The sequence below is a fragment of the Halalkalibacter flavus genome, from assembly GCF_036663575.1.
Taxonomy (GTDB): Bacteria; Bacillota; Bacilli; order Bacillales; family Bacillaceae_D; genus Halalkalibacter; species Halalkalibacter flavus.
The window spans coordinates 1-254 of record NZ_JAWRVK010000317.1; the positions used below are offsets into that span (position 1 = coordinate 1).

General features: G+C 63.4%; 1 protein-coding gene. It reads right to left on the reverse strand.

Going from position 1 to position 254, the window contains the following annotated elements:
- Positions 1 to 48: 48 nt before the first annotated feature.
- Positions 49 to 254, reverse strand: a 206-nt coding sequence (locus tag SAY88_RS25325) for a GMC oxidoreductase (protein ID WP_332635198.1), incomplete at its 5' end; no start/stop codon positions are given.

Here is a 254-nt window from a genome sequence, read left to right on the forward strand (position 1 = left end):
GGTGGTATCAGTCATTGATGCATCCTTGCATGGTGTCATCGAAGGGTATCAGGCCGCCTCGGCATGCGCCTGGCTGGCGCGGATCATGTCGGCCGCCTTCTCGGCAATCATGATGGTGGGCGCATTGGTGTTGCCGCTGACCAGCGTGGGCATGACCGACGCATCCACCACGCGCAGGCCCTGCAGTCCATGCACGCGCAATTGCGCATCGACCACCGCCATCTGATCCTCGCCCATGCGGCAAGTGCCCACGG